The following is a 25,000-nucleotide window of genomic DNA, read 5'->3' as shown; positions in this document are numbered from 1 at the left end:
CCGGACCGAGCCGATGTCCGGATTCGGCCCGGGCTCTCCCTGTTTACCGGCGTCCGGCGCGCGGACGGCGGTCCTGACGATTTCTTTACGCCCGCGCCCCCGATGTTGACGGAATCTCCCCGGCCGGGGCGAGCAGGGTGGCTTCGGTCCAGTTCGCGGGAGCGGGACCGAATGTCTTGCGCGAGTTGGCGATAACGGCCCGGCCCAGGGCGTGGTTGCCGACGCCGCCGATCACCGCGCCGATGCCGGCGGGCAGCACCTTGCCGAACATGAGCACGCCGCGTTTGACGATGAAGCCCGCGATGAACCGGCGCGCCATCGCGTTGTCGATGTTGCGCACGATCGGGAGCTTGTCGGCCACGGTCGAGGCCCAGTCGCGGGCGGATTGGCTCGCGCTCTTGCCGAGCATCTCCGCGCCGCCCTCGCCCAGGACGACACCGACCACGAGCGTGCGGCGCTGCTTGGGCTGCAACTTGTCCATGCCGTGCACCGCGCCCACCGAGGCGGCGTAGAGCGCGGAAGCCTCCAGGAAGAACACCGATTCCACGCCGCTGACCGCCAGCCCGACGAGCGTGCCCACCCCGGGGACGGCGGCGCTGAGCCCCGCCAGGGTGCCGCTGGTGGTGACCAGCGCGAGGTAGCGCCAGCGCAGGCCCTGCTCGATCTCCTCGGGGGAGCGGCTCGGATGCTTGCGCCGCAGCCTGCCGACGTACCTGGCCGCCAGCGGAACCTGGATGCCGGTGCCGCCGCGGACCGCCAATTCCATGGACTTCTGCACAGCGCGTTCGAACATCGCGGTCCCTTCGTCACGGCTCGCACCGGAGCGCGCGAGCCTGGTCCTGACGGCTTCCTTACGGTTTCACGCCGGATGTCGACAGTTCCCTCCGACACTCCGGGCAAACCTGTAAACGGAGCGTCAAGGCGTCCGCGCACGCCGCAAAGAAGTCGTAAGGAACCTCATCCGCCCGGTCGCGGGGCGCTTGACTCGCTGCGTCGCATCTCGTGGTGCGTCATCTAGAGAGAGGTTTCGATCATGTCCGTCGTGGTGTTCACGGTGCTGACGGTGGCGATTTTCGCCCTGCTCGGCCTGATCCAGCGCGGGGTGGAACGGCTGTGACCCAGAACATTATCGGTCTCGTTCTGGCCGTCGGCATCGCCGTCTTCCTGATCGCGGCGCTGTTGTTTCCGGAGAGGTTCTGAGTGAGCACGACTACAGCGGGGATCGTCTTCGCGGCGTCTCTGGTCATAGCGCTGGCTCTCGTACATGTGCCGCTGGGCGACTACATGTTCCGGGTGTACAGCGGCACCAAGCACTCGCGCGCCGAGCGCGGCATCTACCGTGCCATCGGCGTGCAGCCCGGGGTCGAGCAGACCTGGGCCGTCTACGCGCGCAGCGTGCTCGCCTTCTCCGCGGTGAGCATCCTGTTCCTGTTCTTCTTCCAGTTGCTCCAGGGCAAACTGCCACTGCATCTGAACGACCCCGCGACCGAGATGACCCCGGCCCTGGCCTGGAACACCGCGGTCAGCTTCGTCACCAACACCAACTGGCAGAACTACTCCGGCGAATCGACCCAGGGTCACCTGGTGCAGATGGCCGGACTCGCGGTGCAGAACTTCGTTTCCTCGGCGGTCGGCATCGCCGTCGCGATGGCGCTCGTGCGCGGCTTCGCGCGCAGGCACACCGGCGATCTCGGCAACTTCTGGGTGGATCTTGTGAGGGGAACCATCCGGATTCTGCTGCCGCTCGCCTTCGTGTTCGCGATCGTGCTGGTCGCCGGCGGAGTGATCCAGAACTTCGAGTTGCACGACGAGGTGGCATCGACCGTCGCCGGTGGGTCGCAGACCATTCCGGGCGGACCGGTCGCGAGCCAGGAGGTCATCAAGGAGCTCGGCACCAACGGCGGCGGGTTCTACAACGCGAACTCCGCGCATCCGTTCGAGAATCCGAACGCCTGGACCAACTGGCTGGAGGTCTTCCTGCTGCTGGTGATCTCCTTCTCGCTGCCGCGCACCTTCGGTCGCATGGTCGGCAGCAAGAAGCAGGGTTTCGCGATCGTGGCCGTCATGGGCGCCATCGCCCTGGGCAGCACGTTCCTGACCAACCTGTTCCAGCTGCAGCACCACGGCACCGTGCCCACGGCCATCGGGTCCTCGCTCGAGGGCGTGGAAACCCGCTTCGGCGTATCGAATTCGGCGACCTTCGCCGCGTCGACGACGCTGACCTCCACCGGCGCGGTGGACTCGTTCCACGATTCGTACACCAGCCTCGGCGGCATGATGACCATGTTCAACATGCAGCTCGGCGAGGTCGCGCCGGGCGGCACCGGTTCGGGTCTGTACGGCATGCTGATCCTGGCGATCATCACGGTCTTCGTCGCCGGGCTCATGGTCGGCCGCACCCCGGAGTATCTGGGCAAGAAGATCACCCCGCGCGAGATCAAGCTGGCCGCGAGCTACTTCCTGATCAGCCCGCTCCTCGTGCTGGTCGGCACCGCCGTCGCCATGGCCATGCCGGGGCAACGGGCGAGTATGGCCAACTCCGGACCGCACGGGCTCTCGGAAGTGCTCTACGCCTTCACCTCCGCCGCCAACAACAACGGTTCGGCTTTCGCCGGGCTGTCGGGCAATACCGAGTGGTACAACACCGCGCTCGGACTGGCCATGGTGTTCGGCCGCTTCCTGCCCATCATCTTCGTTCTCGCACTGGCCGGTTCGCTGGCACAGCAGGGCACGACCCCCGAATCGATCGGCACGCTCCCGACCCATCGGCCGCAGTTCGTGGGCATGGTCGTCGGCGTGACCCTCATCCTGGTCGCCCTGACCTTCCTGCCCGCGCTCGCGCTCGGGCCGCTCGCCGAAGGAATCCACTGACATGTCTGCTCCCACTATCGAACCGGGAACGACGGCCGCGGCCGAACCGCCCCAGGGACGGGTCTCCAGCGGACTGTTCGATCCGCAACTGCTGCTGAAGTCGTTGCCGGACGCCTTCCGCAAACTGGATCCGCGCACCCTGTGGCGCAATCCCGTCATGCTGATCGTCGAGATCGGCGCGGCGTACTCCACGGTGCTGGCCATCGCCGATCCATCGTTCTTCGGCTGGGCCATCGTCGTATGGCTCTGGGCGACGGTGCTTTTCGCCAATCTCGCCGAGGCCGTCGCCGAGGGCCGGGGCAAGGCGCAGGCCGACACCCTGCGCAAGGCCAAGACCGACACCGTCGCGCGCCGGCTGGCGAACTGGTCGCCGGGCGCGCGGGTGGTCGAGGAGCGGGTGGCCGCTGTCGATCTGCAGCGCGGTGACTTCGTGGTCGTGGAAGCCGGTCAGGTCATCCCGGGCGACGGCGACGTCGTGGAAGGCATTGCCTCGGTGGACGAATCGGCCATCACCGGCGAATCCGCGCCGGTGATCCGGGAGTCCGGCGGCGACCGTTCCGCGGTCACCGGCGGCACCACCGTGCTGTCCGACCGGGTGGTCGTCAAGATCACCCAGGAACCGGGTAGGAGCTTCATCGACAAGATGATCGCGCTCGTGGAGGGCGCGAGCCGGCAGAAGACGCCGAACGAGATCGCGCTGAACATCCTGCTCGCGGCGCTCACGATCATCTTCGTGTTCGCCGTGGTCACCCTGCAGCCGCTGGCCATCTACTCCAAGACGAGCCTGCCCGGCGTGCCGGACAGCATCGCCATCGACGGTAACGGCATCAGCGGCATAGTCATGGTCTCGCTGCTGGTCTGCCTGATCCCGACCACCATCGGCGCGCTGCTCTCGGCCATCGGCATCGCCGGTATGGACCGGCTGGTGCAGCGCAATGTGCTCGCCATGTCCGGCCGCGCGGTCGAGGCCGCGGGCGACGTGAACACCCTGCTGCTGGACAAGACCGGCACCATCACCCTGGGCAATCGCCAGGCGTCCGCCTTCGTGGCCATGCCGGGCGTGAGCGCGGACGAGATCGCCGACGCGGCACAGCTTTCCAGCCTCGCCGACGAGACGCCCGAGGGCCGCTCCATCGTGGTGTACGCCAAGACCGCGTACAACAAGCGCGAGCGCACCCCCGGTGAACTGACCGGAGCCACCTGGGTGGAATTCACCGCCCAGACCCGCATGTCGGGCGTGGACCTGGCGGACAAGCACCAGCTGCGCAAGGGTGCGGCCGCCGCGGTCACCGAGTGGGTGCGCCTGCACGACGGTTCGGTTCCGGCCGAACTCGGGCAGGCCGTCGACGGCGTCTCGGCCTCGGGCGGTACGCCGCTGGTGGTCGCGGAGGTCAAGGACGGTACCGCCAGACTGCTGGGCGTCATCCACCTCAAGGATGTGGTCAAGCAGGGCATGCGCGAGCGGTTCGACGAGATGCGCCGCATGGGCATCCGCACCGTCATGATCACCGGCGACAATCCCCTGACCGCCAAGGCGATCGCCGACGAGGCGGGCGTGGACGACTTCCTCGCCGAAGCCACGCCGGAGGACAAGCTGGCGCTGATCAAGCAGGAGCAGGCTGGCGGCCGCCTGGTCGCCATGACCGGCGACGGCACCAACGACGCGCCCGCGCTCGCCCAGGCGGACGTCGGCGTGGCCATGAACACCGGGACCTCGGCCGCCAAAGAGGCGGGCAACATGGTCGATCTGGACTCGGATCCGACCAAGCTCATCGAGATCGTCGAGATCGGCAAACAGCTGCTCATCACGCGCGGGGCACTGACGACCTTCTCGATCGCCAATGACATCGCCAAGTACTTCGCGATCATTCCCGCGCTGTTCGTGCCACTGTTCCCGGGCCTGGATCTGCTCAATGTCATGCGGCTGTCGAGCCCGCAGTCCGCGATCCTGTCCGCGGTCGTCTTCAACGCGATCGTCATCGTGCTGTTGATTCCGCTGGCGCTGCGCGGAGTGGCCTACCGGCCCGCCGCGGCCTCGAAACTGTTGAGCCGCAACCTCGCCGTGTACGGGGTGGGCGGCATCATCGCCCCGTTCATCGGCATCAAGCTGATCGACCTCCTCGTCCAATTCCTCCCCGGGATGTCCTGATATGCGTATGTCAACCTGGATCCGGCAGCACGTCGCCGCGCTGCGCGCACTGCTCGTGCTCACGGCGATCACCGGAATCGTCTATCCGCTGGCGGTTTTCGCGGTCGCGCAGCTGCCCGGACTGAAGAACAACGCGGACGGCTCGCTCATCGAGCGGGAGGGGAAGACCGTCGGCTCGAGCCTCATCGGCCAGCGGTTCACCGACGCCGACGGCAATGTGCTCACCCGGTACTTCCAGAGCCGGCCGTCCATGGCCGGAGACGGGTACGACCCGCTCTCCACCGCCGCGAGCAACGCCGGTCCGGAGAGCATCGTGGACAGCGCGCCCGATTCCACCGGACTGCTGACCACGGTCTGCGCGCGGAGCAAGGCGGTCGCCGAACTCGAAGGCGTGGACGGGAATCGGCCGTTCTGCACCCCCGGCGGCGTCGGGGCGGTGCTCTCGGTCATCGGCCCGCGCGCGGCCGACGGCGAGGTCGACCACCCCACGAAGGTGGTGAGCGTCAACGAGTTCTGCTCGGTGACCACCGTCCCGTTCGTGGCGGAATACAAGGGCGTGAAGGTCGAATGTGCCGCCGACGGCGCGGATTACTCCGTCGGCCGCATCGTCCCGATTCGGGGTGACGCGCCCGATCGCTCGGCCGTGCCGCCGGACGCCGTCACCGCCGGTGGCAGTGGCCTGGATCCGCACATCTCTCCGGAGTACGCGGCCATCCAGATCGACCGCGTGGCACGGGTTCGCGGGGTCTCGGCCGAGCAGGTGCGCGCCCTCGTCGATGAGCACACCGCGGGCCGCACCCTGGGCTTCCTGGGCGAGCCGCGGGTCAATGTGGTCGAGCTCAACCTCGACCTCGACGGTAGGTACCCGTTCCGGAGCTGAACGATTCCGGCGCCGGCCGGGACGCGCGCCACGGTTGCCTCGCGAGCGAGGTCGACCGTGGCGCGCGGGCGTTTCACCGTTCGGGCATACACCCGGTCGGATCAGGTAATTCGGAACAGGGCGTATTGCCGTGCGCGCGCAGTACGTCCTTGCCGACGCCGTCGGTGAGAAAGCGCAGGAAGGCGGCCGCCGGGGAATCGGCGGGCACCTCGCCGTAGGAGTAGGCGTACTCGACGGCCCAGAACGGGTAGCGGCCCGCCAGCACGTCCTCGCGAGTCGGCGCGCGCCCGCCCAGGGTCACCGTCCGAACACCGGAAGCCTGTGCCGCATCGGCGTATTCGCTGTAGCCGATGGCGCCCGGCAGTTCCGCGACGGTCTCGAGCATGTCCCGGGTGACCGGGACCTCGCAGAACGCGGGTCCCGGCGGGTTCGTGGCCAGGACCGCACGGCAGCCGGTGGCGGGCGGCGCAGGGGGCTGCTCGCCACCGAGCACCCGGCTCCGGAAGGCTTCGCGCGTCCCCGAACCCAGTGCGCGCTGCACCACCCGGACCGGCAGATCCGCACCGCCCAGCACCCGCCAGTTGTCGATCCGGCCGGCGTAGAGATCCCGGACCTGTTGTACGGACAGATCTTTCACATTCACCCCCGGGTGGGTGACCATCGCGAACTGGGACAGCGCCAGCGCCCGGGGCAGCAGCTTCGGGTACCCCTCGCCCTTGGGGCCGTCGGTGATGGCCAGCAGCGCGGAATTGTCGCGCCCCTCTTTGTCCAGGCGGGTCAGTCCGCGTTCGCTGCCGTCGAACTCGAGCGTGAAATCCGCTCCGGAGCACCGTTTCCGGTAGGCCGCGACCGCGTCGCGCAGCGCCGGTTCGAACGCGGACGAGCCGACCACGGTGAGACCGCCGCGCGCGCAGTCCGCGGCCGGCGGCGCATCGGCCGTGCCCAGGTCCACCGCGAACTGAACCGCGATCACGACGACCAGGAACCCGATCAGCGCCAGCAGACGCGGCGAAATCCCGGTGCTGCTGCGGGATTCCACGGCCCGGCCGCCCCGGATACGGGACTGCACGGTCGGCGGCGGATAGTCTCCGGCTCCGGCGCTGCGCTGCAGAATCGCCAGGATCTTGTAGTGATCGCCGCGATTCATCGGCACCTTGGGCAGGTCGATGATGCCCACCCGGCGTGCCGCGTCCTCGCGCGCGCCGATGCCGGTTCCCGGGCGCAGGCAATCGCCCATGGCCGGATCGCTGAGTTCGGTGACGGCCATGCCGATCACGCGCCGGTGCGGGAAGCTGATGTGCACCCCGACCCGTTCCCCTTCGGGCCCCGCGTAATCCGCGATGTCGATGGTGGTCGCGCCGTTGTTCTCGATGCGCATCAGCACCACCGACAGGTCGTGCAGATCCGGGGCCGCCGCGCCGCCGTCGGGCCGCAATTGCGGCAGCACGCCCGGGAACACCGATTCGATCTCACCGGTGACCGGGGTGTCCATCTGCACCCGGTAGCCCAGGCGACGCCGCCCCACGAACACGAACTCCCAGACGAACGCCATGATCGGCACCGCGATACCGATGAGCGCCAGCACGATCTCGATCGGAAAACCGCCCACTGCAACGCCTCCCCCGGACGCCCGCGCCCGGCTCCGGTGCCGCGCGCACGCGGCGGGGACGCCGAGCCGATGCCGGGTGTACCCCCGAATTACCCGTTGCGCACGATATCAGTTGCCGGGCAGGGGAGTTCGGTCACCACCAGCCCAGAATGGGCTGCAATTGCCGTTCGAGTTCGGGGGCCAGGGAACGGGCGTAGCTGGCGGTGAGGTGGTGTTCGTCGTGGTAGACCAGCACATTGCCCTCCACCACCGCGCAGACCTCGGGCTCGCAGATCGCGTCGTTGAGATCGAGGGTGAAGACCTCGGGGTATTTCTCGGCGGGCGCGGCGGCCGGATTCACCGGCGAAATGGCGTCCGGCCGTTTCATGCCGCAGTCCACCCGATTTCCGCCCGAGGCCAGGCAATCGATGGCGCGGTAGCGAATTCCGTCGCGGCGCAGCCACGGCGTATCGCGCATGGCCAGCACGTGCAGGCCGCGTTTATTGAGCGCGGACCACACATCCAGATAATCCTGCGGGGTCTCGTCGCCGCCGCTGTCCGCGGGCCGGGTGCCGGTGGTGAAAACCCAGTCCGGGCGTTGTTCGCCGAGCCGTTCGATGACCTCGTGCGACCAATCACGGCAGTCCGGATTGCGCTGGCCCTTGTACATGGGTTCTTCGGCGACGGTGAGCGGGCAGCCCATCTTCAGATACACGGTGAGCCGGAAATGATAGCGCTCGGCCAGTACCTGCAGTGCCGGAATCCAGTGTTCGGCATGGGAATTGCCGGCCACCGCGATGGTGCGCTGTGCGTTCGGATCACCGTAGGAACAGGTGATGACCGATCGGGTGTCGAAATCGGCGATACAGCCGTCCCGGGTGGGATAGGCGATATCGGCGGGCGCTTCCTGAATGGTGGGGCGCATGGGCGCGCGCGGCACCAGGACTCGTTCGGTCAGCGCCAGCGCGCCCGGGTATTTGGCGGGATCGAGATGCCCAACGGCCTGGGCTTTGGCGCCGTTGGTCCACTGCCAGGTGATGGTGGAGGCCAGCAGCAGCACCCCGATCGTGGAGACGGCCGCGCCGATCAGCAGGCGCGGGCGCGCCCCGATGGTCGGCTGGGCGCGCACCCGCAGCGGCTCCTCCACGAAGCGCTGGGTCAGGTAGGCCAGGGCGAGCGAGACCACGATGATGGCCAGACCGCCGAGCGGGCCGGCTTCGCGTTCGTGCCGTTCGCCGAGGTAGAAGATGAGAATCGGCCAGTGCCACAGGTAGAGCGCGTACGCGAACGCGCCCAGCCGGACCGCGGGCGCGGTGGCCAGCATCCGGTTGACCCACGGCTGGGTCGCGGTGTTCAGGCCGGCCCCGGCCAGCACCAGCGCGACCGTCGCGGTCACCGGCAGCAACGCCGCGGGACCGGGGAACTGCGCCGAGCCGTTCACCAGCCAGCCGCACGCCACGATGGCGGCGATACCGGTCCACGCGAAGATCTCGCGGACCACGCGCGGCAGGCGCAGCAACGGTGCGGTTATCGCCAGCAGCGCACCGGTGAGCGGCTCCCACGCGCGGGCGAAGGTGTCGTAGTAGTTCCAGCCCTGCTGGGTCACAACCCCTTCGGCGGCGTACCAGAACGACGCGATCCCCGCCGCGGCGAAGATCACGGCCAGCACCGTGCGCATGCGGCCCTCGTGCCCGATCCGGCGGCACGACCACGTCACCAGCGCGATCGCCAGCAGCAGGGCCAGATAGCACTGACCCTGCACCGACATCGACCACAGGTGCTGCAGCGGGCTCACCGAGGGGTCCGCGGCCAGATAGTCCGACCAGGACATCGCCAGATACCAGTTCTGGTAATAGCCCAGCGAGGCCAGCGTCTGCGCGCCGAGATCGGACCAGCGGGTGTGCGGGAGCAGGACGACGGTGGCGATCACCACCGCCGCGAGCACCACGACCATGGCGGGCAGCAGCCTGCGCAGCGTGCGGCGCAGCGTCGTGACGACACCGATGCCGCCGGTGTCGCCGCGACGCAGCAACATTCCGGTGAAGAAGAATCCGGACAGCACCAGGAAGACGTCCACGCCCCCGGACACCCGCCCGAACCAGATGTGGAAGACCACGACCAGGGCGATGGCCACCCCGCGCAGTCCGTCCAGATCCAGTCGATAGCCGCCGGTACCGTGCGCCGTGGGCGCGGCGTCCGCGGGCCGCTCCGGCGTTGTCGATGAGGATTGATCAGTACTGGATATGGACATGGCGGCGACCATTGTCGTATCGGATGCGCCAAAACTCCCAATCGCCACACGGAACTTGATCCGAATGTGGCCTTGATCCCGGATTCCGGCGAGCACGCATGATTGCGCGCGATCGGGGTATGGAGAGAGCGCGAACCGGCACGGTGGCGCGCTCGGCCACCGCCCGCCGCCGTGCCGGGCTCGTCGGATCCGGCCCGGCGCCCCAGCAGCCGGACAGCATTCGGATTCGCACGGTCGGCGCCATCTCATCGATATTCCCCGCCCGGCGTCCGAGTATGCGCGCGATTCGGATCCGCCGGGCAATCCCGCATTCCCCGCGGCGGAATATCGCCGCCTCGAATGCGCTTGTGCGCGCGAAACTCACCGCCGCACCTGTAATAGGCTCGAGCGGGTGCGGCGGATTCTGGTGTCGGGTATTTCAGGTGCGGGAAAGACCACCCTCGCCACCGAGTTATCGGCCCTGCTGGGGGTGCCCCGTCACGAACTCGACGCATTGCACCACGGTCCCGGCTGGGTGCGGCGGCCCGAATTCGAAAGCGATGTCGCGGGATTCGCGGGCGACGACCGCTGGGTCACCGAGGACCAGTACGTCGCCCTGGTGGGCGCGCTGCTGTGGGCGCGGGCGGACACCCTGATCTGGCTGGATCTGCCGCGCCCGACGGTCATGCGCCGGGTGGTGTCCCGTTCGTTCGGGCGCGCGCTGTTCCGCCGGGAGCTGTGGAACGGCAATCGCGAAACGTTCCGGAACTGGCTCGACGCCGATCATCCGATCCGCTGGGCCTGGTCCCGGCACGCCTACCGCAGGCAGCGCACCGCGGACCGGATCGCGGAGTTCCCGCACCTGCGCGTGGTGCGCTTGCGCACCGCCGCCGCGGCCGATCGCTGGCTGGCCGAGTTGCGCGCCGACGTCGCGGGCCAGAAGCGGTCGGAAGGCCCCGGCCGCGAACGGTGAGGCTTCGGCCGCGGGCGGTGACATGTTTCCGGCCGCGAGTGGCGATACCGCCTCGGCCTCACGAGGTTTGATCGACACGGCTCGGCGGCGAGTAGTGCTGACGACCCGGCGGCGACCTGTCACCTCGTCGCCAGAGGTGACACGGGTCCCGGCGACCGGGCCCGGGCCGTGCCCGGAACCGGCTGCGCGGGAATCGTTCTCGGTGGTCAGGAGCCTTCGTACAGGCGCAGCGGGACGCCCAGGCGGTTCCACATGTTGATCTGGGCGGTGATCGCCACCAGGCCCGCGCGCTGCCCCTCGTCGAAATTCTTCTCGACCTGTTCCCAGATCTCGTCGCCGACCCCGTGCACCCCGAGTTCGGTTGCGGCCTCGGCGTATTCGAGGGCGGCGCGTTCGGGGGCGGTGAACAGGTCGGACTCGCGCCAGGCGGGCAGGTGGTTGATGCGGCGCTCGGTCTCACCCTCCTTGCGCGCCTCGGTGGTGTGCATCTCGATGCAGAACAGGCATCGATTGATCTGGGACACCCGGATCTTCACCAGTTCGCGGACCACGGCGTCGAGCGGCCCGCGGCGAATCGCGGCCTCGGCGGCCAGCCAGCCCTTGTAGACCTCGGGAGCGACTTCGAACATATTCAGACGTGACATGGCTCGTTCCTTCGCTGCTGTTCCGGTCGGTACAACTCTTGGACGAGACGGGCGGCCCCGGCGTGACGGGACGCGCGTGTGTGACCGCTCACAGTCTTCCCGGCCGCGCGCAACGCACAACGGCCGGGTTCGGCGGGCAGCGACGCCCCTCCGAACCCGGCCGCGGCGGCCCCACCCCCGGGGCCGCGGTCGATAACCGTGGTTCGAGCGGTTACGACCGGGTCAGTGCCGCATAGCGGGCGGTGTGGTGCGCGGTGGTGCCGTACTCGTACTGCACCGCGGTGAGCCGCTTGAAGAAGTGGCCGATCGCCAGTTCCTCGGTCATACCCATGGCACCGTGCAACTGCACCGCCTCCTGGCCGATCAGGCGCGCGGCCCGGCCGATGGTGGCCTTGGCGGCCGCGGCGGCCTTGGCCCGCTCGGCCGGCTCCGCGGTCAGCTTCAGGGTCACCAGGTACGTCGCGGCGATCGCCTGCTCGAGTTCCAGGTGCATGTTCACCATGCGGTGCTGCAGCGCCTGGAAGCTGGCGATCGGAACGCCGAACTGCTGGCGGGACTTGGTGTACTCGACGGTCTCGGCCAGCACCCGGCGCATCGCGCCCACGGTTTCGGCGCAGACCGCGGCGATCGCCTCGTCGATGGTGGCCGCGATCGCCTCGTCGGCGCGCTCGAGCAGCAGGGCGTCGGCGGGCAGGCGCAACTCCTCGAAGGTCAGGTCGGCGGCCTGGCGCTCGTCGATGGTGCGGAAGGACTGCGCGCGCAGCCCGGCGGGCGGGGCGGCCGGATCGACATCGACCACGAACAGTGCGTTCTCGCCGTCCAGCTGGGCGGTCACCAGCAGGTGGGTGGCCAGCGGGGCCGAGGTCACCACCGTCTTGACGCCGGTCAGCACCCAGCCGTCGCCGTCGCGCCGCGCGACGGTGGCGACCTTGGCGTAGTCGTAGCCCGAATGCGCTTCCAGCGCCGCGAATCCGGTGATGACCGCGCCCTCGGCGATGCCGGAGAGCAGGTCCTCGGCCCGCTTGCCGGTGGCCCGGCTCAGCAGGCCGCCACCCACCACCACGGTGTCGACGTACGGCTCCACGACCTGCGCCGCGCCCAAAGCCTCAGCGATGACCATGATTTCGACCGGCCCGCCGCCGATGCCGCCCACCGATTCCGGCAGCGCGGCGCCCAGGATGCCGACCTCCTCGGCCAGCGAGCGCCACAGTTCGGGCTGCCAGCCGGCGCCCAGTCGCGCCGCGGCCCGGCTGGATTCGAGTTGATAACGCGCCGTGAGGAATTCCGTGACGGTGTCGCGGAGCAGTTCTTGTTCGGCGGTGAAAGAGAAGTCCATGGCTACAGTCCCAGGGTGGCTTTGGCGATGATATTGCGCTGAATCTCGTTGCTGCCGGCGTAGATCGATCCGGCGCGGTCGTTGAAGTAGCGCAGCGGGGCGACCGCCTGCCACTCGTCGCCGCTCACGAAACCGTCTGCGGGCGGCGTGAAATCGGCGATCGGACCACCGGGCATGGTGGCGTGCGGCTGGTAGGCCCGCCCGCGCGGACCCGCGGCCTCCAGGGCCAGCTCGGTGAGGGCCTGGCTCAGCTCGGTGCCCAGTATCTTGATGGTGGAAGCGGCCGGACCCGGATCCTTGCCGCTGGAAACCAGTGCGAGCGTGCGGTATTCGAGAATCTCCAGCACATCCGCGCGCAGCCGGGCGTCGGCGAGCTTGGCGGCGAACGCCGGATCATCGATCAGCACACCGCCGTCCGGGCCGACCTGGGTCTTGGCGGCCTGCGCGAGCTCCTCGGCCATGACCTGCAGGGCCGGGGCCGCCGCGCCGCCGCCGCGCTCGAAGTTGAGCAGGAACTTGGCCACGGTCCAGCCGTCGTCGATGCGGCCCAGCACATTCGCCTTGGGCACTCGCACCTGATCGAAGAACACCTGGTTCTGCACCTGCTCGCCGGATGTCATGACCAGCGGGCGGATCTGGATGCCGGGCGCGTCCATCTCCATCAGCACGAAGGTGATGCCCTGCTGCTTCCTGGCCTGCTTGGAGGTGCGCACGAGCGCGAAGATCCAATTGGCCTCGCCGGCGTGCGTGGTCCAGATCTTGGAGCCGGTGACCACGAGATCCTCGCCGTCCTCGACGGCCGCCATGGACAGCGAGGCCAGGTCGGAGCCGGCCTCGGGCTCGGAGTACCCCTGGCAGAAGAAGACCTCGCCGGTGAGGATGCGCGGCAGGAAGAAGTCCTTCTGCTCGGCGGTGCCGAAGGCCATGATGGCGTGCGACACCATGCGAATTCCCATGGGGGACAGGTTCGGCGCCCCCGCCAGGGTGCATTCGCGCCCGAAGATGTAGTGCTGGGTCAGGCTCCAGTCGCAGCCGCCGTACTTCACGGGCCACGCCGGCGCGGCCCACCCGCGCTCGTGCAGGATGTGCTGCCACTCCATGCTGGCCTCGTGGTCCGGGTAGACGCTGGTGGCCAGGCGTCCGGCGCGGCGTAGTTCCGGGGTCAGATTCTCATCGAGGAAGTGGCGCACCTCATCGCGAAACGCCAGATCACCGGTCGACCAGTCGAGGTCCACGAATACTCCTTGTGCGAAGAACTGAACCCCACCATCTCATTGCGTCACCCCTGCTGGCAAATGTGCTGGCACCCGCCTTCACTTGCGGGTATTGACATTCCATTGTGGAGGAATATCCTGGACTTATTCACGTTCCATTGTGGAACATGATCGGGAGGATTCAGAGATGGACATCACCGCCGGAACCCGCGCCTCCGACGCCGAGCGCGCCGAAGTGGCCGAACTGCTGGGTCGTCACATGAGCCAGGGCCGGCTGGACCCGGCCGAATACAACGAACGACTGGGCCTGGTCTACGGAACCGCCACCCGGGAAGATCTGCGCCTGGTGCTCAGCGACCTGCCCGCGCTGTCCGCGCCGCCGCGGCCGGGTGCGAAGGTCACCGGCCTGCCGATCTGGCAGCGCATCGAGGGCGGCGCCTGGCTCGGGGTGAGCGTGCTCGTCCTGCTGATCTGGGCCGCGATCTCGATCGGGACGGGTGAGCCGGCCTACTTCTGGCCGGTGTGGGTCATCGGCCCGTGGGGTGCGGTGCTCATCTTCCGCGTCCTCACCGGCTGGGAGGCCGGGGCCTGGAAGCGGCACCACTGGGCCCGGTGAATCCGGGCAAGAGGGTGAAACAAGAAGAACGGCGTCCCGATGAACACGGGACGCCGTTCTGGCACTTCGCCGGCTGAGTGAACAGCCACGCTCGCGAATTACAGCGAGGTGATGTTCTCCGCCTGCGGGCCCTTCTGGCCCTGCGCGATGTCGAACGAGACCTTCTGGCCCTCGGTCAGCTCGCGGAAGCCGGTGGCGGCAATGTTCGAGTAGTGGGCGAAGACGTCGGGGCCGCCACCGTCCTGCTCGATGAAGCCGAAGCCCTTTTCAGTGTTGAACCACTTGACGGTACCGGTAGCCACGATGGACTCTCCTCTTTGTTTGGTGCGATCCACACTTTGCGGATCTGATGTCGCTGTAATGATTCCCCATGGAATCACTGGAAACACAAATGCGCGCCTGCGTCATGGTCAGCAGGCGCGTACTGAAGTCTGTGAGAACCAAAAGTTGCAACGCCACGAGGCTACCTGATCTTTCAATGATCCGACGAATTGGCCCCGCGGGCCGAGTGTCGGCCGAACCGCCGGGCGGAGAACCGGACGCGTTCCCGGCATACTCGGGGCAATCGCGATCGAGCGGGTAGCCTGGGCGGCTGTGCATCTGAAGAGTCTGACGCTGAAGGGTTTCAAGTCCTTCGCGTCCGCGACGACGCTGCGGTTCGAACCCGGCATCACCTGCGTGGTCGGCCCCAACGGCTCCGGCAAATCGAATGTCGTGGACGCCCTGACCTGGGTCATGGGTGAGCAGGGGGCCAAGGCGCTGCGCGGCGGGAAGATGCAGGACGTCATCTTTGCCGGGACGGCGGGACGTGCGCCACTCGGGCGCGCGGAAGTGACGTTGACCATCGACAACTCGGACGGCGTGCTGCCGATCGACTACTCCGAGGTCTCCATCACCCGGCGCATGTTCCGCGACGGCGCGGGCGAGTACGAGATCAACGGCAGCACCTGCCGACTGATGGACGTGCAGGAACTGCTCAGCGACTCCGGCATCGGCCGGGAGATGCACGTCATCGTCGGGCAGGGCCAGCTCTCGGCGATCCTGGAATCGCGGCCCGAGGACCGGCGCGCGTTCATCGAGGAAGCCGCGGGCGTCCTCAAGCACCGCCGCCGCAAGGAGAAGGCGGTCCGCAAGCTGGACGCCATGCAGGCGAACCTCGCGCGCCTGACCGACCTCACCACCGAACTGCGCCGCCAGCTCAAGCCGCTGGGCCGCCAGGCCGAGGTGGCCCGGCGCGCGGCGACCGTGCAGTCCGAATTGCGCGACTCACGCCTGCGCCTGGCCGCCGACGATCTGGTGAGCCGCCGCCGCGAACTGGAGAGCCAGCAGAGCAAGGAGTCCTACGCGCGCGAGCAGCAGGTCACCGTCCACGCCGAACTCGACGCCGCCAACGCCGCACTCGCCCAGCAGGAATTCGAGCTGTCGCGGCTCACCCCCGGCGCCGAGGCCGCGGCGCAGACCTGGTTCCAGCTCTCGGCGCTGGCCGAACGCGTCAACGCGACCATCCGTATCGCGCGCGACCGCGCGCGCAACCTCGCCATCGAGCAGCCCACCGGCGCCGGGCGCGACCCCGATCAGCTCGAGCGCGAGGCCGAACGCGTCGAACTCGAGGAAGCCGAACTGCTCGCGGCGGTCGAGATCGCCACCGAGACGCTGGAATCCGCGCGCGAGGCGCTGTACGAGCGGGAACAGGCGGCCAAGGCCGCCGAACAGGCGCACCTGGCGGCCGTGCGCGCCATCGCCGATCGCCGCGAGGGACTGGCCCGGCTCTCCGGTCAGGTCGACACGCTACGGTCGCGTGCGCAATCGGTGGACGGCGAGATCACCCGCATCTCGGCCTCCATCGCCGAGGCCCGCCAGCGCGGCGCGACCGCCGACACCGAATTCGAGTCCGTCCAGGAGGAATTGGGCGAACTCGACGCCGGCGAGGCCGGACTGGACGCCCAGTACGAACACGCGGCCGAAGCGTTGAAACTGGCCGACGAACGAGTCGACGAACTGCGCGAGCGTGATCGCGAGGCGGGCAAGCGCGTGGCCTCGCTGTCCGCGCGCATCGAGGCGCTCACCATGGGCTTGGCCCGGCGGGACGGCGCGGCGTGGCTGCTCGAACATCGCTCCGACGGGCTGCTCGGGCCGCTCTCGGGCCTGCTGCGCGTGCACGGCGGGTTCGAAGCCGCCGTCGCGGCGGCACTCGGGCCGCTCGCCGACGCGGTGGCCGCCGACACCGGACCGTCCGCGCACGCGGCGGTGCACGCGCTCAAGGAGGCCGACGGCGGACGCGCCGCGCTGGTGTACGCCGGCGCCGCGGCACCGGACTCGCGCGCACACGGCGAACTGCCGGGTGCGGCGCGCTGGCTGGCCGAGGTCGTGGACTGCCCGGACCACATGCGCGGCGCCATCACCGCGCTCACCACCGGCATCGCCGTCGCCGCGGATCTCGACGCCGCCGAACAGGTGCTGCGCGCCCGTCCCGAACTGCGCGTGGTGACCCGCGACGGCGACCTCACCGGCGCGGGCTGGGTGCTCGGCGGCTCCGATCGAGCGCCGAGTCAGCTCGAGATCCAGGCCGAGATCGACGCCGCCACCGGCGAACTCGCCACCTGGCAGCGCACCGCCGAGGAACTCGAGGCCACCCTCGCGGGTGCGCTCGCCGAACAGACCGACCGCAAGGACGCGGTCGAGCACGCGCTGCTGGCGCTGCACGAGTCCGATCAGAACCTGGTCGCCATCTACGACCGGCTCGGCCGGCTCGGGCAGACCGCGCGCACCGCACAGCGCGAATGCGAGCGGCTCATCGCCCAGCGCGCCGAGACCGAGGCCGGACGCACCGAGACCCTCGCCAAGCTCGAGGAACTCGAGTCGCGGCTGCGGCACGCCGAGGACGAGCAGTCCGAGCTGGGTAGTGAATCCGCGGGCACCGAGACCGCGGGCTACGCCCGGGAGGAAGCGGCCGCCGCTCTCGCCGAGGCCCGCACCATGGAAGTGGAGGCCCGCCTGAGCGTGCGCACCGCCGAGGAACGCGCGGAATCGGTGCGCGGCAAGGCCGACGGCCTGCGCCGGGCCGCGCGCGCCGAACGCGAGAACCGGGCGCGGGCCGAACGCCAGCACGCCGCCCGCACCCGCGCCGCCGAGGTCGCCGCCGTGGTCGCCGACTCCGCCGAGCGGATCGCCGCCCAGCTCGAGAAGGTGGTGGCCGAGGCCGCCGCCCGCCGCGACGAATTGGTGCGCCGCCGTACCGAATTCGCCGCGCAGGTGGATCAGACCAAGGAGCGCGCCCGCGCGCTCACCACCCAGCTCGCCCAGCTCACCGACACCGTGCACCGCGACGAGGTCGCGCGCGCCCAGGCCGCGCTGCGCATCGAACAGCTGGAAACCACCATCTCCGAACAGTTCTCGCTGGCACTGGACGATCTCATCGGCGAGTACGGCCCGGACACCCTCACCCCGCCCTCGGCCATCGAGATGATCGAGTACGAGCAGGCCCGCGAACGCGGCGAGGCGGTCACCGAACCGCAGCCCATGCCGTTCGACCGGCCCACCCAGGAACGCCGGGCCAAGCGCGCGGAGAAGGACCTGGTCACCCTGGGCAAGGTCAATCCCCTCGCGCTGGAGGAGTTCGCGGCCCTGGAGGAGCGGTACAACTTCCTGGCCACCCAGCTCGAGGACGTCAAGAAGGCGCGCCAGGATCTGCTGGACGTGGTGGCCGAGGTCGACGCCCGCATCCTGCAGGTCTTCACCGAGGCATGGGAGGACGTGGAGCGCGAGTTCGTCGGCGTCTTCGCCAAGCTCTTCCCCGGCGGCGAGGGCAGGCTGCTGCTGACCGATCCCGCCAATATGCTCACCACCGGCATCGAGGTCGAGGCCCGGCCGCCGGGCAAGAAGGTCAAGCGGCTCTCGCTGCTGTCCGGCGGTGAGAAGTCGCTGACCGCGGTGGCGCTGCTGGTGGCCATCTTCCGGTCGCGGCCGTCCCCGTTCTACGTCATGGACGAGGTCGAGGCGGCGCTCGACGACACCAACCTGCGCCGGCTGATTACACTCTTCGAACAGTTGCGGGAGAAGAGCCAGCTCATCGTGATCACCCACCAGAAGCCGACCATGGAGATCGCGGACGCGCTCTACGGGGTCAGCATGCGCGGTGACGGCATCACGCAGGTCATCTCGCAGCGCATGCGCGGGGAGAACCTGGTCGGGGCGGCAACCTGAATCCCGCTGAACGGGAGTGAAATACCCGACAGTGCGGGTATCTGAAACATGATCACCCACCACTGGGACGGCGAATACTGTCCGGTGACCATGAAGCGTTCTATTGCAGGTATCGCCCTCGGTGTCGCAGCCGCCCTTGCTGTTCCGGTCCCCGCGGCGCTGGCCGACACGGGTTCCTCGTCGCTGTCGGGTGGCGCCGGATCGTCGTCGCTGTCCGGTGGCACGGGCTCGTCCTCGCTGTCGGGCAACGGCGGCACCAAACCCAGCTACGCCCAGTGGATCGCGGACGTCACCGTGGTGGCCAACGAGGCGCAGGCGTACCTGAGCACCCGGCTGCCCGCCGCGGGCAAGCCCGCCATCGTCTTCGACATCGACAACACCACGCTCGAGACCACCTACAACGCCGCGCCCATCACCCCGGCCATCCCGCCGATGCTGGCCCTGGCCCAGTGGGCGAAGTCCCAGGGGGCCGCGCTGATCTTCGTGACCGGGCGGCCCGCGCTCATGGGCATCTACACCCAGGCCAATCTGCAGGCGGTCGGCTACACCGTGGAGCGGCTGTACGGCACCCAGCCGCAGACGCTTTCGGCCGGTTCGGCCGGGCTGGAGGCGTACAAGACCGCCAGCCGCATCGACATCGAGTCCAAGGGCTACACGATCGTGGCCAACATCGGCAACAGCGCCTCGGACCTGGCGGGCGGGCACGCCGAACGCACCTTCAAGCTGCCGGATTACGACGGCGCGCTGAACTGAGCCCGGTGCCCGCGGCGAACGCGGGAGCCCGTGCCGAATAGTGCCGACGCCCCGGGGATTTCATCCCCGGGGCGCATCGGGCGCGGACCTCCGGGTCAGCCCGCCAGGCGCGCCTTCACCAGCGCCGCACCGGTTTCGGTCAGCCAGTCGTCGAAAGTGCGCAGGCCCGGGTGGATTTCGCGCACCGCGGCGATGTCGGCGTGCCAGCCCTTGCCCTCGTGCGCGGTGAGCCAGACATTGGTCACCTCGGGGCCGATCGCGCGCGCCTCGGCCTCGGTGACCTCCTCGTATCTGACGGTGTGCCCGGTGCTTTCGGTGATGCGGGCGGCCGCCGCGTCCGGAGTGAGGTCGTCACCGGCCAGTTCCAGGACGCGGCCGTGGAATCGGTCCGGATCGGTGAGGGCCAGCACCGCGACCGCGCCCACGTCGGCCAGGGCGATCGTCTGCAGCGGGGCGTCGGCCACGAACAGGTGCCGGTGCACCCCGTCGTCGGTGAGGCCGTCCACCGGCGAGTTCCGCAGCAGGTAGTTCTCCATGAAGCGCACCGGGCGCAGAATGGTCCACCGCAATCCGCTGGCGCGCAGTGCGTCTTCGATGCGCCGCTTGCCGTGCGCGCCCCACGGGCCCTCCTCCTTCAATCCGGCGACGCCGGTGAACACGAGGTGGTCGAGACCGGCGGATTGCGCGGCCGCGACGAATGCTTCACCGCGTCCCGCCTCCAGGTCGGTGTCCCAGCCGCCCGCGGTGAATGTGGCGGGTGGCACGAGCAGCGCCGCCCGCACTCCCGCGAGCGCGGGGGCGAGGGTGGCCGGGTCGTCGAAGTCGCCGACGGCCAGTTCCGCGCCCGCCGTGGCGAGTGCGCGCGCCGCGGGCGCGTCCGGGTCACGCACCAGCGCGCGCACCGGAATTCCGATATGCAGCAAATGTCGGGCTGTCGCTCCACCCTGCTGGCCGGTGGCCCCGGTGATGAGGATCGGATCGTGCTGAACAGACATGAAGTCGCGTCTCCTGGTTAGTATTCGGGTCGAGCAACCCGTATTCGGACGCTACGTCCGCCCCGACGCCCCCGCCCACCCCCGCGACGAGAGCCCGTAACGAAATGACCGCCCACCCCGCCTCCCCGCCCGGCTCCGCTTCCGCCCCGCGTGCGTCCGCGTCCCGCGATGTCGGCCACGATCCCTACGGCCTGTCCACCCGCTCCGCGCCCGGCGCACGGGCCGACCTCGAGGCCGACCCGCGGCAACGGACCCGCCCCGGTTACGGCTCGGGGACACCGGTTTCCGGGCTCGGCGGCGGTCCCGGCTCCGGCAGCAGTTCCGGTGCCCGCCGCAGCGCGGGGACCGATCGCGGTCCGGGTGCGGCGGTGTCCGCCCGTCCGGACGCGGGGGCCGGTGGCGCGGGGGCCGGCGCCAACACCAGGGCCGACGCGCGGCGTAACCGGGCGCTGGTGCTGGCGGCCGCGCAGCGGGCGTTCGCCACCGACGGGGTGGAGGTGTCGCTGGCCGAGATCGCGCGGCGGGCCGGGGTGGGTGCGGGGACCGTGCATCGGCATTTTCCGGCGAAGGCCGAACTGCTCGAAGCCGTACTGCAGCAGCGGATCGACCGGCTCACCGCCCTGGCCATCGGTTCTCGGGACGCGGCGGATCCGGGGAGCGCGTTCTTCGCGTTCTGCACCGAAGTGGTGGTCTCGACCCCGGGTAACCAGGCGCTGTGCGACGTCACCGCCAAGGACGGCTGGCCGAGCCCGCTGCTGCGGCAGGCGGGGGAGCGGTTCCACGCCGCGCTGAGCACCCTGCTGGCCAACGCGCACGCGCGCCGGGCCGTCCGTCCCGACCTCACCCTCGAGGACGTGCTGGCCCTGTTCACCGGATGCGTTGCCATCCAGCACCTCTCGCCCGGTCGGCGCACCCTGGCGCGGGGCGCGGCCCTGGTGCTCGAGACCATGCGGCCGCGTCCCGGAGCCGACGTCACGAAACCCGAAACTCGCGTCCGGCCACGTAACGAAACAGGGGTGCGTAACGAAACTCGGCACTGCCCGATCTGCGTCGCACCCCTGCCCGCGGGCGGCGCGGGGCGTCCCGCACGGTACTGCTCACCGGCGTGCAGGCAGAAAGCGCACCGCCGCCGGCGTTCGCTCGAAAACTGCTGACGCACCGGACATCCGCTTTCCCGTCACGTGAAAGTGACTGATGTGCATACCAATTCGTGACCAGCGGAGGCGACCGAAATGCCCCGGTCCGGCAGTAGGCTTCGCTGCGTGGTTTGGGTGTCGGCGATCGCTTTCGGCGTCGCGTGGTGGCTCGGTTGGTATCTCTTGGCTCGCGATTCGCGGAAGCCGGTGTTACGCCGGGCCGGAATCGGATTGCTCGCGTACGCGGCGGCGGTTGTCGCCGATCGGCTGGTGGGCGGGGAACCCTGGTTCGACGGATTACACGTGGTGCTGGTGAGCCTGCCCGCGGTGGCCTGGAGCGGCGTCTTCATCACGCTCCTGCCCGAGCGCTGGACCGCGCGCGCGGACCGGCTCTGGCGGCTGGTCTTCCTGCCGATCTGCGGCTTCGCGGCGATGCCGGGCGCGGCCGGGTTGATGCCCGCGGCCTACCTGCTGGGCACCCTGGCCATCATGGCGTTGCTGGGCACGATGCTGGCGGTGCTCGGCCGCCAATGCGACTGGGCCGAGGACTCGCGCCGTTCGGTCGCGAGCCTGTTCACCGCCGGCGCGCTCATGTTCGGGCTCACCGCGTCGTTCATCCTGCTCGGCTTCAATGTGCTGCCGCACAGCGGCATGCTCGCCGCGCTGGCGGTGGACCTGGTGCTGCTCGGCGTGGGCGTGGCGGTGCTCGACGCCTTCGAGGAGGACGAGGAGCTGTACGCGGATATGGCGCACTCCCTGCTGATCTCGGCCGCGACCGCCGTGGTCTTCGGCGGTCAGGCCGCCGTCGTGCTCCTGCTGCTGGGGGAGCGGACCGCGCTGGTGGTGCTGTTCTTCGGCACGATCGCGGTCGCCGTGCTCATGCGGGTGCTCGAAGCCCCGGTGCACGCCGGCATCGACCGCCTCGCCTTCGCGTCCAGACCGCGCCTGCGCGCGATCCGCACCGAACTGCGCACCACCGCGAAGTCCCTGCCCCGCAAGAGTTCCGGCACCGAGCCCTGCGCGGTGCACTGACGCCGGGCGTCACCGCGCCGAATACCCCGGCGGCCGAAGGCCGTCCAGCACCACCGCCAGCACCCGCCGCACCGCATCCGCGTAGGACTCGGCGTCGCGCACGTAGATCTGCAGGGTCATCAGCACCGCGATGTCCCCGGGCCCGGCATCGGCGCGCAGCTCACCGTCGCGGTGCGCCCGCTCGGTCAAATCGGTGATGTGCCCGACGATCGAGTCGCGCACCCCGGTCAGTCGCGGATCGTGCTGGATCGCCCGATGCGCGGCCGGTTCGATGGCCGAAGACAGTGCGCCGAGCCGCATCTCGGCGCACTCGCGCAGGAAACGGCCCAGTCCGAGCCAGGCGGTCGCCTCCTCGCGCCCGGCGGTCGCGACCATATCGGCCAGCCGCCGCAGATGCGCGTCGGCGACCGCGGTGACCAGTGCGTCGCGATCGGGGAAGCGGCGGTAGAGCGTGCCCACCCCGACCCCGGCCCGGTCGGCGATCTCCTTCATGGGCACCTCGGTGCCGCGCTCGCGGAACACCGCCAGCGCCGCGCTCAGGATTTGATCCCGGTTGCCCTGCGCGTCGGCGCGCAAGTGCTCGGTCATGGCACTCGATTCGTAAGTGGACGAAATTCTTCCGGTTACCGTACCATCGGATAAGTGGACGAAATTCGTCCACTTATCGAACGGGGTTGATACTCATGGGCACTTCGGTTCTGATCTCGGGCGCCGGCATCGGCGGGTCGGCCCTGGCGTACCTACTCGGGCGTGCGGGTTTCCGGGTGACGGTGGTCGAGCGCGCGGCCGGAACGCGCTCGAGCGGAAACCCGGTCGATGTGCGCGGGCCGGCCGTCGCGGTCGTCGAGGAGATGGGCCTGCTGCCGGCGCTGCGCGCGGCGGCGACGGGCGCCGACCGACTCGTCTTCGTCGATGCCGCCGGGCGCGCCCGAACCTCGATCCGCACCGGCGGCCGGGACGGTGCGCTCGAGGTGCCGCGCGCCCGGCTGGCGGACATCCTGCTCGGCGCGGCCCGCGAGCACGCCGAGGTGCGCCGGCGGGATTCGATCACCGCTCTGACGCAGGACGACTCGGGCGTGACGGTCACCTTCGAGCGCGGCGCGCCCGCGACCTACGACTACGTGGTCGGCGCGGACGGCCTGCATTCGACCGTGCGCGGCCTGGTCTTCGGGCCGGAACGGGATCTGGTGCGGCACATGGGAATGTACGTCGCGACCGTGCCCGCCGGCCGGTCCTACGGTGCGGGCGGCGATGTCCTGATGTACAACTCACCCGGCCGCGCCGTCTCGGTCCACCCCGGCGGGGGAAGTCCGCTGGCCGCCTTCATGTTCCGGAGCCCGGTCATTTCCGGCCTCGGCCACCACGACCTCGATCGGCACCGCGACCTGATTCGTTCCGCGTTCGGCGGGAACGCCGGAATCTTCGGCGAGGTGCTCGACCGGGTGCGCACCGCCGACGACCTGTACTTCGACTCGGTGAGCCGAGTGCGCCTGCCGCACTGGTCGATCGGGCGCGTGACCCTGCTCGGCGACGCGGCCTCGAGCGTCTCGCTCTTCGGCGACGGTTCCAGTCTCGCCATCGCCGCCGCCCGCACGCTGGCGGACGAACTCACCGGCGCGCCCGGGGATCCCGGGGGCGCGCTGGGCCGCTACGAACGACGGCACCGGTCACTGACCGGACCCGTCCACCGCAGGGCGCGGCTCGGCGCGACCTTCCTGGTACCCGGGACGCGGGCGGGAATCACGGTGCGCGACACAGCGCTCCGGGCCTTCTCCCCGCGATGATCGGCGTCGCCCCCGCCGCTGTCCGGTGTGTTCGCGCTGGTGGGTGCCCGCGGTTCAGAGCAGATCGCTGACGTCGTTGGGCACGTCGACGGCGTACTTGCGCAGCGTCTCCATGGGCACCACCTCGAGGGCGTTCTCATGGGTGGCCGCCAGCACGACCGGCGCTGCCACGCCGTCCTCGTGCGCGTGCAGCCAGCGCACCGCCACCACACACCAGCGATCACCCGGTTGCAGGCCCGGGAAATTGTTCTCCGGGCGCGGCGTCACGAGGTCGTTGCCGATCGACTTCTGGTGATCCAGGAATTCAGCGGTCACCACGGTGCAGACGGTGTGGCTGCCGAGATCTTCGGGCCCGGTGCTGCAGCAGCCGTCCCGGTAAAAGCCGGTGAGAGGATCGGTGCCACACTCCTCCAGCGGTCCCCCAAGCACATTTCGATCGGTCACGTCGCCGATCCTATTGTCTCGGTGTCGCATTCGCCGCCCCTTCCGAAGTGTGGTGCGTTGTCAAGCAGACCGGTCGGTCGTAGGTTTGCCATAAGGCGTGTCTGTCGGCGTGTCGATAGCGCCCGCGTACCGATGTGTGCTAGATGACACAC

At 69.5% G+C, this 25,000-nt stretch carries 21 protein-coding genes; 11 read left to right on the top strand and 10 right to left on the bottom strand.

Annotated features, from left to right (window positions below):
- Positions 1-85: 85 nt before the first annotated feature.
- Positions 86-793, bottom strand: a complete 708-nt coding sequence (locus ACFVBH_RS09560) for a hypothetical protein (protein ID WP_379001038.1) — start codon at positions 791-793, stop codon at positions 86-88.
- A gap of 209 nt (positions 794-1,002) precedes the next feature.
- On the opposite strand from ACFVBH_RS09560, the gene kdpF reads away from it, so the two are divergent.
- Genes kdpF through ACFVBH_RS09540 form a run of 4 tightly spaced genes read left to right on the top strand, consistent with a single transcriptional unit; the run spans position 1,003 to position 5,900 of the window.
- Positions 1,003-1,200, top strand: a complete 198-nt coding sequence (kdpF, locus tag ACFVBH_RS09555; RefSeq protein ID WP_379001037.1) for a K(+)-transporting ATPase subunit F — start codon at positions 1,003-1,005, stop codon at positions 1,198-1,200.
- Complete coding sequence (gene kdpA, locus ACFVBH_RS09550) at positions 1,201-2,871, top strand: potassium-transporting ATPase subunit KdpA (RefSeq protein ID WP_379001035.1); 1,671 nt, start codon at positions 1,201-1,203, stop codon at positions 2,869-2,871.
- Position 2,872: 1 nt separating this feature from the next.
- The gene (gene kdpB / locus ACFVBH_RS09545) at positions 2,873-5,020 is read left to right on the top strand and encodes a potassium-transporting ATPase subunit KdpB (RefSeq protein ID WP_379001034.1); all 2,148 of its coding nucleotides are present in this window, start codon (positions 2,873-2,875) and stop codon (positions 5,018-5,020) included.
- Position 5,021: 1 nt separating this feature from the next.
- Positions 5,022-5,900: a potassium-transporting ATPase subunit C gene (locus ACFVBH_RS09540; protein ID WP_379001033.1), complete on the top strand. Its 879-nt coding sequence runs from the start codon at positions 5,022-5,024 to the stop codon at positions 5,898-5,900.
- A 73-nt stretch (positions 5,901-5,973) separates the two neighbouring features.
- On the opposite strand, the gene ACFVBH_RS09535 is transcribed toward ACFVBH_RS09540, so the two are convergent.
- Both ACFVBH_RS09535 and ACFVBH_RS09530 read right to left on the bottom strand, forming a co-directional pair.
- Positions 5,974-7,509 (bottom strand): PstS family phosphate ABC transporter substrate-binding protein, encoded by a 1,536-nt coding sequence (locus ACFVBH_RS09535; protein ID WP_379001032.1) that lies wholly within the window; start codon positions 7,507-7,509, stop codon positions 5,974-5,976.
- 133 nt (positions 7,510-7,642) lie between these two features.
- Entirely contained in the window at positions 7,643-9,739 is a 2,097-nt protein-coding gene (locus ACFVBH_RS09530; RefSeq protein WP_379001031.1) for an acyltransferase family protein, read from the bottom strand.
- A 391-nt stretch (positions 9,740-10,130) separates the two neighbouring features.
- Between ACFVBH_RS09530 and ACFVBH_RS09525 the strand changes: the two genes are divergently transcribed.
- On the top strand, positions 10,131-10,691 hold the full coding sequence (locus ACFVBH_RS09525) for an AAA family ATPase (protein WP_379001030.1): 561 nt from the start codon (positions 10,131-10,133) through the stop codon (positions 10,689-10,691).
- A gap of 206 nt (positions 10,692-10,897) precedes the next feature.
- Here the strand turns inward: ACFVBH_RS09525 and ACFVBH_RS09520 are convergent, their stop codons facing one another.
- The 3 genes from ACFVBH_RS09520 to ACFVBH_RS09510 all read right to left on the bottom strand — a co-directional run bounded on the left by ACFVBH_RS09520 (position 10,898) and on the right by ACFVBH_RS09510 (position 13,906).
- Complete coding sequence (locus tag ACFVBH_RS09520; RefSeq protein ID WP_354989881.1) at positions 10,898-11,335, bottom strand: carboxymuconolactone decarboxylase family protein; 438 nt, start codon at positions 11,333-11,335, stop codon at positions 10,898-10,900.
- Between the two features lie 211 nt (positions 11,336-11,546).
- Positions 11,547-12,671 carry an acyl-CoA dehydrogenase family protein gene (locus tag ACFVBH_RS09515; protein ID WP_379001029.1) on the bottom strand — a complete coding sequence of 375 codons (1,125 nt, stop codon included), beginning with the start codon at positions 12,669-12,671 and terminating at the stop codon, positions 11,547-11,549.
- A 2-nt stretch (positions 12,672-12,673) separates the two neighbouring features.
- On the bottom strand, positions 12,674-13,906 hold the full coding sequence (locus tag ACFVBH_RS09510; protein WP_354987378.1) for an acyl-CoA dehydrogenase family protein: 1,233 nt from the start codon (positions 13,904-13,906) through the stop codon (positions 12,674-12,676).
- A gap of 166 nt (positions 13,907-14,072) precedes the next feature.
- Here ACFVBH_RS09510 and ACFVBH_RS09505 point away from each other — a divergent pair, with 166 nt between their 5' ends.
- Positions 14,073-14,501: a DUF1707 domain-containing protein gene (locus ACFVBH_RS09505; RefSeq protein ID WP_379001028.1), complete on the top strand. Its 429-nt coding sequence runs from the start codon at positions 14,073-14,075 to the stop codon at positions 14,499-14,501.
- Between the two features lie 98 nt (positions 14,502-14,599).
- On the opposite strand, the gene ACFVBH_RS09500 is transcribed toward ACFVBH_RS09505, so the two are convergent.
- Positions 14,600-14,803, bottom strand: coding sequence for a cold-shock protein (locus ACFVBH_RS09500; RefSeq protein WP_354987380.1), 204 nt, complete (start codon positions 14,801-14,803; stop codon positions 14,600-14,602).
- Positions 14,804-15,095: 292 nt separating this feature from the next.
- Between ACFVBH_RS09500 and smc the strand changes: the two genes are divergently transcribed.
- Together smc and ACFVBH_RS09490 are read left to right on the top strand one after the other, a co-directional pair.
- A complete protein-coding gene (smc, locus tag ACFVBH_RS09495; RefSeq protein ID WP_379001027.1) occupies positions 15,096-18,704 on the top strand; it encodes a chromosome segregation protein SMC in 3,609 nt (1,202 codons plus the stop codon).
- 90 nt (positions 18,705-18,794) lie between these two features.
- Positions 18,795-19,457: an HAD family acid phosphatase gene (locus ACFVBH_RS09490; RefSeq protein ID WP_354987382.1), complete on the top strand. Its 663-nt coding sequence runs from the start codon at positions 18,795-18,797 to the stop codon at positions 19,455-19,457.
- A 95-nt stretch (positions 19,458-19,552) separates the two neighbouring features.
- Here the strand turns inward: ACFVBH_RS09490 and ACFVBH_RS09485 are convergent, their stop codons facing one another.
- A complete protein-coding gene (locus ACFVBH_RS09485) occupies positions 19,553-20,452 on the bottom strand; it encodes an NmrA family NAD(P)-binding protein (protein ID WP_379001026.1) in 900 nt (299 codons plus the stop codon).
- A 104-nt stretch (positions 20,453-20,556) separates the two neighbouring features.
- Here ACFVBH_RS09485 and ACFVBH_RS09480 point away from each other — a divergent pair, with 104 nt between their 5' ends.
- Together ACFVBH_RS09480 and ACFVBH_RS09475 are read left to right on the top strand one after the other, a co-directional pair.
- Positions 20,557-21,606 (top strand): TetR/AcrR family transcriptional regulator, encoded by a 1,050-nt coding sequence (locus ACFVBH_RS09480; RefSeq protein ID WP_379001025.1) that lies wholly within the window; start codon positions 20,557-20,559, stop codon positions 21,604-21,606.
- A 108-nt stretch (positions 21,607-21,714) separates the two neighbouring features.
- Positions 21,715-22,620 (top strand): hypothetical protein, encoded by a 906-nt coding sequence (locus ACFVBH_RS09475; RefSeq protein ID WP_354987386.1) that lies wholly within the window; start codon positions 21,715-21,717, stop codon positions 22,618-22,620.
- A gap of 9 nt (positions 22,621-22,629) precedes the next feature.
- Here the strand turns inward: ACFVBH_RS09475 and ACFVBH_RS09470 are convergent, their stop codons facing one another.
- Positions 22,630-23,208 carry a TetR/AcrR family transcriptional regulator gene (locus tag ACFVBH_RS09470; protein ID WP_379001024.1) on the bottom strand — a complete coding sequence of 193 codons (579 nt, stop codon included), beginning with the start codon at positions 23,206-23,208 and terminating at the stop codon, positions 22,630-22,632.
- Positions 23,209-23,303: 95 nt separating this feature from the next.
- On the opposite strand from ACFVBH_RS09470, the gene ACFVBH_RS09465 reads away from it, so the two are divergent.
- On the top strand, positions 23,304-24,404 hold the full coding sequence (locus ACFVBH_RS09465; protein WP_379001023.1) for an FAD-dependent monooxygenase: 1,101 nt from the start codon (positions 23,304-23,306) through the stop codon (positions 24,402-24,404).
- A gap of 54 nt (positions 24,405-24,458) precedes the next feature.
- Here the strand turns inward: ACFVBH_RS09465 and ACFVBH_RS09460 are convergent, their stop codons facing one another.
- Entirely contained in the window at positions 24,459-24,848 is a 390-nt protein-coding gene (locus ACFVBH_RS09460) for a DUF2237 domain-containing protein (protein WP_354987389.1), read from the bottom strand.
- Positions 24,849-25,000: the final 152 nt, after the last annotated feature.

Source organism: Nocardia sp. NPDC057668 (assembly GCF_042799795.1).
GTDB lineage: Bacteria > Actinomycetota > Actinomycetes > Mycobacteriales > Mycobacteriaceae > Nocardia.
The sequence above is the reverse complement of the archived record's forward strand: the minus strand, read 5'-3'. Positions and strand labels throughout refer to the sequence as shown.

Bases quoted from the DNA above. Each gene is read 5' to 3' on its own strand.
- ACFVBH_RS09560 (WP_379001038.1), bottom strand. From the start codon at position 793: ATGTTCGAACGCGCTGTGCAGAAGTCCATGGAATTGGCGGTCCGCGGC.
- kdpB (WP_379001034.1), top strand. From the start codon at position 2,873: ATGTCTGCTCCCACTATCGAACCGGGAACGACGGCCGCGGCCGAACCG.
- ACFVBH_RS09540 (WP_379001033.1), top strand. From the start codon at position 5,022: ATGCGTATGTCAACCTGGATCCGGCAGCACGTCGCCGCGCTGCGCGCA.
- ACFVBH_RS09530 (WP_379001031.1), bottom strand. From the start codon at position 9,739: ATGTCCATATCCAGTACTGATCAATCCTCATCGACAACGCCGGAGCGG.
- ACFVBH_RS09520 (WP_354989881.1), bottom strand. From the start codon at position 11,335: ATGTCACGTCTGAATATGTTCGAAGTCGCTCCCGAGGTCTACAAGGGC.
- ACFVBH_RS09515 (WP_379001029.1), bottom strand. From the start codon at position 12,671: ATGGACTTCTCTTTCACCGCCGAACAAGAACTGCTCCGCGACACCGTC.
- ACFVBH_RS09505 (WP_379001028.1), top strand. From the start codon at position 14,073: ATGGACATCACCGCCGGAACCCGCGCCTCCGACGCCGAGCGCGCCGAA.
- ACFVBH_RS09490 (WP_354987382.1), top strand. From the start codon at position 18,795: ATGAAGCGTTCTATTGCAGGTATCGCCCTCGGTGTCGCAGCCGCCCTT.
- ACFVBH_RS09485 (WP_379001026.1), bottom strand. From the start codon at position 20,452: ATGTCTGTTCAGCACGATCCGATCCTCATCACCGGGGCCACCGGCCAG.
- ACFVBH_RS09480 (WP_379001025.1), top strand. From the start codon at position 20,557: ATGACCGCCCACCCCGCCTCCCCGCCCGGCTCCGCTTCCGCCCCGCGT.
- ACFVBH_RS09470 (WP_379001024.1), bottom strand. From the start codon at position 23,208: ATGACCGAGCACTTGCGCGCCGACGCGCAGGGCAACCGGGATCAAATC.
- ACFVBH_RS09465 (WP_379001023.1), top strand. From the start codon at position 23,304: ATGGGCACTTCGGTTCTGATCTCGGGCGCCGGCATCGGCGGGTCGGCC.